Raw genomic sequence first — 6,825 nt, forward strand, 5'->3', positions numbered from 1 at the left:
CAGGTCTCAATTTTGTGTGGCATCTGGTCTCAAAGTCGCTGACCGTTAACAGATCTGCTTCTCCCGGTCTTTCCGAGGACCCGCAGGAGGCATCCTTCAGGGACGGATGGGAAGCGGCAGGTGTACGCGGGCATCCGTTATGCTTCTCGGCACGAATGAACGAGAGGCACGGGAGGTCGGAATGACGGACGAGCGGATTTTCACGGATGAACTGATTCCGGCGCGGGGCGAGCGCTTCACCGCCCGCCGCGCCGACGGGGAGGCCCTGCCCGCGCGTCTCGCGGAAATGCTCGCGCTCGGCGTACGGCTCGAGGCCGAGGGCGCGGGCGAGGCGGAGATCTTCCGCCGCCAGGCCGAGCTCGTCGCCGACTTCGAGTATGAGGGCTCTTCGCGCGCCTGGTTCTCCGCCTACTACCCGACCTACACGATGATGTCGGGCCCGCAGCTTCTCGCCTACTTCACCTGGCGCACGCGCTGGAAAATGGGCGAGCGGCCGCGCTCATTCCCGAGCTCGTTCGCGTTCCTCCATGTCTACGAGCTGTTGAACGGCGCGGGCGCGGACTCCCCCCGGGACGCCTGGGAGCGGCTCGAGCGCTTCTGGCAGGAGGTGAGGCCCTTTGACTTCACGCTCGACCGCTACGTGCCGGGGTGGCTCGACGACCTCGTGGTCTTCCACGGGCTCCCCGCCGCGCTGCTGCGGCCGAAGCCCTTCGATCAGAAGTACCGCAGGAACCGCTCCGATCCCGAAGGGGCGGGGAAGGTCGTGCAGGCGCTTGCCTCGGGCGGTTCGTTCACGGACGAAAGGATGCGTGACCTCGCTTGGTACGAACTCCTCGCGCGCTCCTCGTATTCGCCTCAGTTCTCCTCCTTCTGGAAAGGCAACGAGGAGGCGGTGAGAGGGCTCGCGCTCGAGACGCTCGCGCGGCTCGGCAGCCGTGCCATCGAGTGGTTCGGCAGCTTCCGGTCGGTGCCGAGGAAGCTCTTCGAGTCCGCCGTCTTCGACGCCTCCGTCCGTCCGGAGGACCGCGTCTATCAGGCGGGCGATACCTTCGAGTGGCGGTGCACCGGGGGCGAGTGGACCGTCGAGCGCTACTCCCTTTCGTCGAAGAAGCACGAGGGGCCGAAGGCGCTGCTGAGGAACGTCGAGGCGGCGCTGAGGGCGAGGGCCGATGACACGGGGCGCTTCCGCGCCACGGATCCCACGGGATACATCCGGCCCGTGATCGACGCGATTCTCGCCGAGCGTGACGCGGCCGCGCGCGCCGCGGCCAATCCCGCGCGAAAGATTGATTTCAGCCGTCTCACGGGAATACGCGCCGACGCGGCCGCGGTCGAGGAGCGCCTCATCGTGGACGCGCCCGAGGACGATCCCGCCGGGGAACCGGCCGAGACTTCCCGTGCGATCACGCCGGTCCCGCGGTCCGAGCCTCCGGAGCCCGAAAAATTCGAGGAAAAAGAGGCGCCTGCCGAGGCTTGTTCGTCTGCGCCGGGCACTGACGCACCCGTGGTGCATCATGGGGTGGCGGACGCCGTCGCCGCGGCGGGGGACGAAAACCCGGTCGGGCTCACGGAGGCCGAGCGGACCTTCCTCCGGGCGCTTCTTGAGGGGCGCTTCGAGGCGGGGCTCCTCCCCGGCGGGGCGTCGCCCGAGATCGTCACCGACGAGATCAACGGCAAGCTCTTCGACGAGATCGGCGACGCCGTGCTCGAGTTCGACGGCGCCGGGATCCGCGTGATCGAGGATTACGTCGAGGATCTGGCGGCGCTTCTCTGAGGTCCCGAAGATTTTCCTGAGAAAAAGATTTGAAGTTGAAAGATGGCTGAGCAGAAGATACCGAAGCGCATCGCGCGCACCGTTCTCAATGCCCTGAAGGGCGGCGTCGTGCCGCGCATCGGGCTCCCCTACATCGCCGTTGGCCGGCGCGCCGAGATCGACGCGCTCCTCTCCGACATAGACATCACGGCCGAGGGCGGGGCGTCGCTGCGCTTCATCTCGGGCCGCTACGGCAGCGGCAAGAGCTTCCTGCTGCAGACGATCCGCGCCTATGCGATGGACCGCGGCTTCGTCGTGGCCGACGCGGATCTCTCGCCCGAGCGCCGTCTCCACGGCACGAAGGGGCAGGGGCTCGCCACCTACCGCGAGCTCATGCAGAACCTCGCCACGAAGACGATGCCCGAGGGCGGCGCGCTCTCGCTCATCCTCGAGCGCTGGATGGGCACGATCCGCACGCAGCTCGCCGGCGAGGGCGTGCTCCCCGACGATCCGATGTACCTCCCGCAGGGCGAGCGCGCGGTGCTCGCCGCGATGGACAAGCTCGGCGAGGTCGTTCACGGCTACGAGTTCTCGACGGTGCTCCTCAAGTACTTCCGCGCGCTCACCGAGGGCGACGACGAGACGCGGGACCGCGTCGTGCGGTGGCTGCGCGGCGAGTACGTCACGCGCTCGGACGCGAAGCGCGAGCTCGGCGTGGCGCTCATCGTCACCGACGACAACTGGTACGACTTCGTGAAGGTGCTCGCGCTGATGCTCAGGGGCGCCGGCTACTCGGGCCTCATCCTCCTCATCGACGAGCTCGTCAATCTCTACAAGATCCCGAACAGCATCTCGCGCCAGTACAACTACGAGAAGATTCTCACGATCTACAACGACGTCCTTGAGGGCCGCGCGCGCCATCTCGGCATCCTGATGGGCGGCACGCCCCAGGCGATCGAGGACCGCCGGCGCGGACTCTTCAGCTACGAGGCGCTGCGCTCGCGGCTCGCATCGGGAAGGTTCTCGACCGAGGGCCGCCGCGACCTTCTCTCGCCCGTCATCTCGCTCGAGCCCCTCACGGCCGAGGAGCTCCTCGTCCTGATCGAGAAGCTCGCCGCAATGCACGCGGGACTCAACGCCTGGACGCCGCCCTTCACGGAGCGCGACCTCGCGCGGTTCCTCGAGATCGAGTTCGACCGCGAGGGGGCGGGCACGCACCTCACGCCCCGCGAGATCATCCGCGACTTCATCGAGGCTCTCAACATCCTCATGCAGCACCCGGATCTCACCGTCGCGGAGCTCCTCGGCGGCGAGGACTTCATGACGGGCGCGGCGCCCGACGAATCCTCCGAGTCCGCCGGGGCCGCCTCCGGGGACTTCGCGGACTTCGAGCTCTGAGGCGCGCGCCCATGTCGGATGTGTTCGCGCGCTACGCGCCCTTCGTGCAGGACTTCATCTACCGCAACGGCTGGGAGCGGCTGCGCTCCGTGCAGGTCGCCGCGGGCGAGGCGATCTTCTCCTCGGACGCGCACGTGCTGCTGACCGCCTCGACGGCCTCGGGCAAGACCGAGGCGGCGTTCTTTCCGATTCTCACGCTGCTCGCCGAGAACCCGCCCGCCTCGATCGGGTGCCTCTACGTGGCGCCCTTGAAGGCACTCATCAACGACCAGTTCGGGCGCTTGACCGAGCTTTGCGAGGAGGGCGGCATCAAGGTGACGGCCTGGCACGGCGACGTGGGGCAGTCGAGGAAGGACAAGCTCATGCGCCACCCCTCGGGGATCCTGCAGATCACGCCGGAGTCGCTCGAGGCGTTGCTCCTTCACCGGCACGCGGCGATCCCGTCGCTCTTCTGCGACCTGAGATTCATCGTGATCGACGAGATCCATTCGCTGCTGCGCGGCGACCGCGGCATGCAGACGATGTGCCTCATTGAGCGCCTTTCGCGCCTCTCGGGCGCGGATCCCCGCAGGATCGGACTCTCGGCCACGATCGGCGATCCGGAGGCGGCGGCCGCCTTTCTGCGCGGGTGCTCGAAGCGCCCCGCGGTCGTGCCGCGCTTCACCGCGCCCGCGGCGAAGGCCCGGCTCTCGATCGGGCACTGGTTCGTCGCGGCGCCGCTCGATGCCGAGCCCCCTGCCGTCCGCCCGGAGGCGATGCTCGAGGCCCCGGAATCCGCCGCCCCCTCGGGCGCTGACCCGGCGCTCGGCTTCATCTACGAGCAGACACGGGGCCGCAACGCGCTCGTCTTCACGAACTCCCGCGAGGAGTGCGAGGCCGTGACCTCGGAGCTCCATGACTACTGCCGCAGGAAGGGCGAGCCCGACCGCTTCTTCATCCATCACGGCAACCTCTCGAAGGCCGTGAGAAGCGACGCCGAGGCCGCGATGAAGGACGAGGAGACGGTGAAGACGATCTGCGCCACGGCGACGCTCGAGCTCGGCATCGATGTCGGACGCCTCGAGCGCGCCTTCCAGATCGACGCGCCCTTCACGGTGTCGGGCTTTCTCCAGCGCCTCGGCCGCACGGGCCGCCGCGGGCAGCCCGCCGAGATGCACTTCGTCATCCGCGAGGAGGAGCCCGAGGCCCGGGCGCAGCTCCCCGCCACCCTTCCCTGGAAGCTCCTGCAGGCGTGCGCGCTCATCGAATGCGCCCGCGCGCACTGGGTCGAGCCCCCGCGGCTCGACGTGCTGCCCTTCAGCCTGCTCTATCACCAGACGATGACGACGCTCGCGGGCGAGGGCGAGATGACCCCGGCCGAGCTCGCGCAGCGCATCCTCACGCTCTCGCCCTTCCACCGGATCTCGAAGGACGACTACCGCAGGCTCCTGAAGCACCTCATCGCGACCGACCAGATCGAGCGCACCGAGCGGGGCTCCCTCATCGTGGGCCTCATGGGCGAGCGGCAGCTCGCGAGCTACCGCTTCTACGCGGTCTTCCAGGAGAACGAGGAGTTCGCGGTCCGCACCGAGTCGCGCGAGCTCGGCACGCTCGTGCGGCCGCCCGCCGCGGGCGGCAAGGTCGCGATCGCCGGCCATGTCTGGGAGGTCGAGGAGGTGGACATCGACCGCCACGTCGTCTGGGTGAAGCCCGTCATGGGACGCGTGCCCGCCTTCTTCGGCCTCTGCGCGGGCGACATTCACACGCACGTGCTCGAGACCATGTGCCAGGTGCTCCGCTCGGACGAGTTGTACCGGTATCTGCAGCCCCCGGCGGCGGCGCGGCTCGCGGAGGCGCGCGAGTACGCCCGCCGCGCGGGCATCGACCGCTTCCCGCTCGTGCGGCTGGGCGAACGGGAGTGGTGCCTCTTCCCCTGGCTCGGCACCTACGGGTTCCTCGCGATGGAGCGCCTGCTGAAATTGAAGTGCGCGAAGTCGATCGGGCTCTCGGACCTCGACACGATGCGGCCCTACTACATGATCTTTCGCATGAAGACCGACGCGCCGGGGTTCTTCCGGGCGCTCGCGAACGCCGCCGACGAGCTCGACGACCCGATGGAGCTGCTCTTCCCCGGCGAGATCCCGGTCTTCGCCAAGTACGACGCCTTCGTGCCGGGCGAGCTCGTGCGGAAGGGCTTCGCCCTCGGCGTCCTCGGCGTCGCCGAGATGAAGGCGCGGATCCGCCACTGGGCGGGAAGGGCAGGAAGAGACTCGGGCGGCCCCGGGATCATCGAGGACGCCTCCGTCCGGGCGCTTTCCCAGGGCTGAGGAACGAAAACGGGGCGAGCCTCACGGCCGCCCCGCTGAAGATGAAGCGCCTGAGCGATCAGGCGCTCTTTCCCGCCGGCGACTCGGTGCCGGGGGCGCGAGAGAGGTCCTCGTGCGGCAGGATCGCCGAGCCGGTCTTCAGGAACACGGCGATCGTGAAGATCGCGGAGGCCGTGACGAAGGCACCGCCCGTGAAGCTCACCGGGAAGAAGCCGAAGTGCTCGGAGACGAGGCTGCCGACGAAGGCGCCGCCGCCGATGCCGATGTTGAAGATGCCCGAATAGAGCGAGGTGGCGACGTCCGCCGCGTCCGCGGCGACGTTGAGCACCACGGTCTGGAAGGCCATGCAGATCGCGGTCTGCGCGGCGCCCCAGACGAGGATCAGGGGCACGAGCGTGCCCCAGGAGCCGGCGAGGGGAACGAGGGCGTAGAGACAGAGCGCGAGGAGCACGAGCGGCACCGTGAGCGACCCCGAGGGGAAGCGGTCGACGGTCTTCGAGCTCACCACCGTGCCGATGATGCCCGCGAGCCCGTAGACGAGGAGGACGTTGACGACGGCGCTCTCGTCGAGGCCCCCCGCATGCACGAGGATCGGGCTGATGTAGGAGTAGGCGGTGAACTGACCGAGCACGGTGATCATCGTGAGGCCGTAGAGCTGCAGGAGCGCGGGGCGCTTCAGAATCACCGGGAGGCTCTTTATCGAGCCCGCGCGGGTGCTCGGGCACTCGGGGAGCACGAGCCACAGCAGGACGAGCACCGCCGCGGCGGCGATGCCGATGATGAAGAACGACTCCGCCCAGCCGAAGATGTGGCCGAGCTTCGTGCCGATCGGGACGCCGAGCACGGTGGCGACGATCGTTCCGCCCATCACCGCGGCGAGGCCCACCGCACGGCGGCCGGCGGGCGCCATGCGCGCCGCGAGCGGCGTCATGATCGACCAGAAGACCGAGTGCGTGAGCGCGACGCCGACGCGCGCCGCGTAGAGCGTCGCGAAGCTGTCGACCCAGATCACGACGAAGTGGCAGGCGGCGAACACCGCGAGCAGGAAGAGGAGGAGCTTCCTGCGCTCGTACTTCGCGGTGGCGAGCGCGAGCGGCAGCGACATGATCGAGACCACCCACGCGTAGCCCGTGATCACGAGGCCCATGAAGGAGACCGTCTCGTCGAGGCTCGCCGCCATGTCGGGCAGCAGTCCCACGGGCAGGAATTCCGAGGTGTTGAAGACGAACGCGGCGAAGGCGAGCCCGATGACGGGCAGCCACGCGCGGAAGCCCTCGCGGGCGCGCTGCGGAGCAGACATGATGCGGGAAATAGGGGTTCTTCGCTGTTAAGAGTGGGTTGATCTGAGGCTACCACCTTCGGGTAGTA

4 protein-coding genes are annotated in these 6,825 nt (G+C 68.6%); 3 read left to right on the plus strand and 1 reads right to left on the minus strand.

Annotated elements, in window-relative coordinates; all coding sequences use genetic code 11:
• The first annotated feature begins 181 nt into the window (after positions 1–181).
• From Q4F91_RS12370 to Q4F91_RS12380, 3 genes are read left to right on the plus strand one after another with little or no spacing between them, the layout of a single operon-like run.
• Positions 182–1,774, plus strand: coding sequence for a TerB N-terminal domain-containing protein (locus tag Q4F91_RS12370; protein ID WP_303338033.1), 1,593 nt, complete (start codon positions 182–184; stop codon positions 1,772–1,774).
• Positions 1,775–1,816: 42 nt separating this feature from the next.
• Positions 1,817–3,151, plus strand: coding sequence for an ATP-binding protein (locus Q4F91_RS12375; protein ID WP_303338034.1), 1,335 nt, complete (start codon positions 1,817–1,819; stop codon positions 3,149–3,151).
• Positions 3,152–3,162: 11 nt separating this feature from the next.
• Complete coding sequence (locus Q4F91_RS12380) at positions 3,163–5,457, plus strand: DEAD/DEAH box helicase (protein WP_303338035.1); 2,295 nt, start codon at positions 3,163–3,165, stop codon at positions 5,455–5,457.
• Positions 5,458–5,515: 58 nt separating this feature from the next.
• Here the strand turns inward: Q4F91_RS12380 and Q4F91_RS12385 are convergent, their stop codons facing one another.
• Positions 5,516–6,757, minus strand: coding sequence for a sugar transporter (locus tag Q4F91_RS12385; protein ID WP_303338036.1), 1,242 nt, complete (start codon positions 6,755–6,757; stop codon positions 5,516–5,518).
• Positions 6,758–6,825: the final 68 nt, after the last annotated feature.

Source organism: Sutterella sp. (assembly GCF_030539355.1).
GTDB lineage: Bacteria > Pseudomonadota > Gammaproteobacteria > Burkholderiales > Burkholderiaceae_F > Sutterella.

What these genes read in the sequence shown, in the direction of transcription:
- Q4F91_RS12370 (WP_303338033.1), top strand. Translation starts at nt 182, where the DNA reads ATGACGGACGAGCGGATTTTCACGGATGAACTGATTCCGGCGCGGGGC.
- Q4F91_RS12375 (WP_303338034.1), top strand. Translation starts at nt 1,817, where the DNA reads ATGGCTGAGCAGAAGATACCGAAGCGCATCGCGCGCACCGTTCTCAAT.
- Q4F91_RS12380 (WP_303338035.1), top strand. Translation starts at nt 3,163, where the DNA reads ATGTCGGATGTGTTCGCGCGCTACGCGCCCTTCGTGCAGGACTTCATC.
- Q4F91_RS12385 (WP_303338036.1), bottom strand. Translation starts at nt 6,757, where the DNA reads ATGTCTGCTCCGCAGCGCGCCCGCGAGGGCTTCCGCGCGTGGCTGCCC.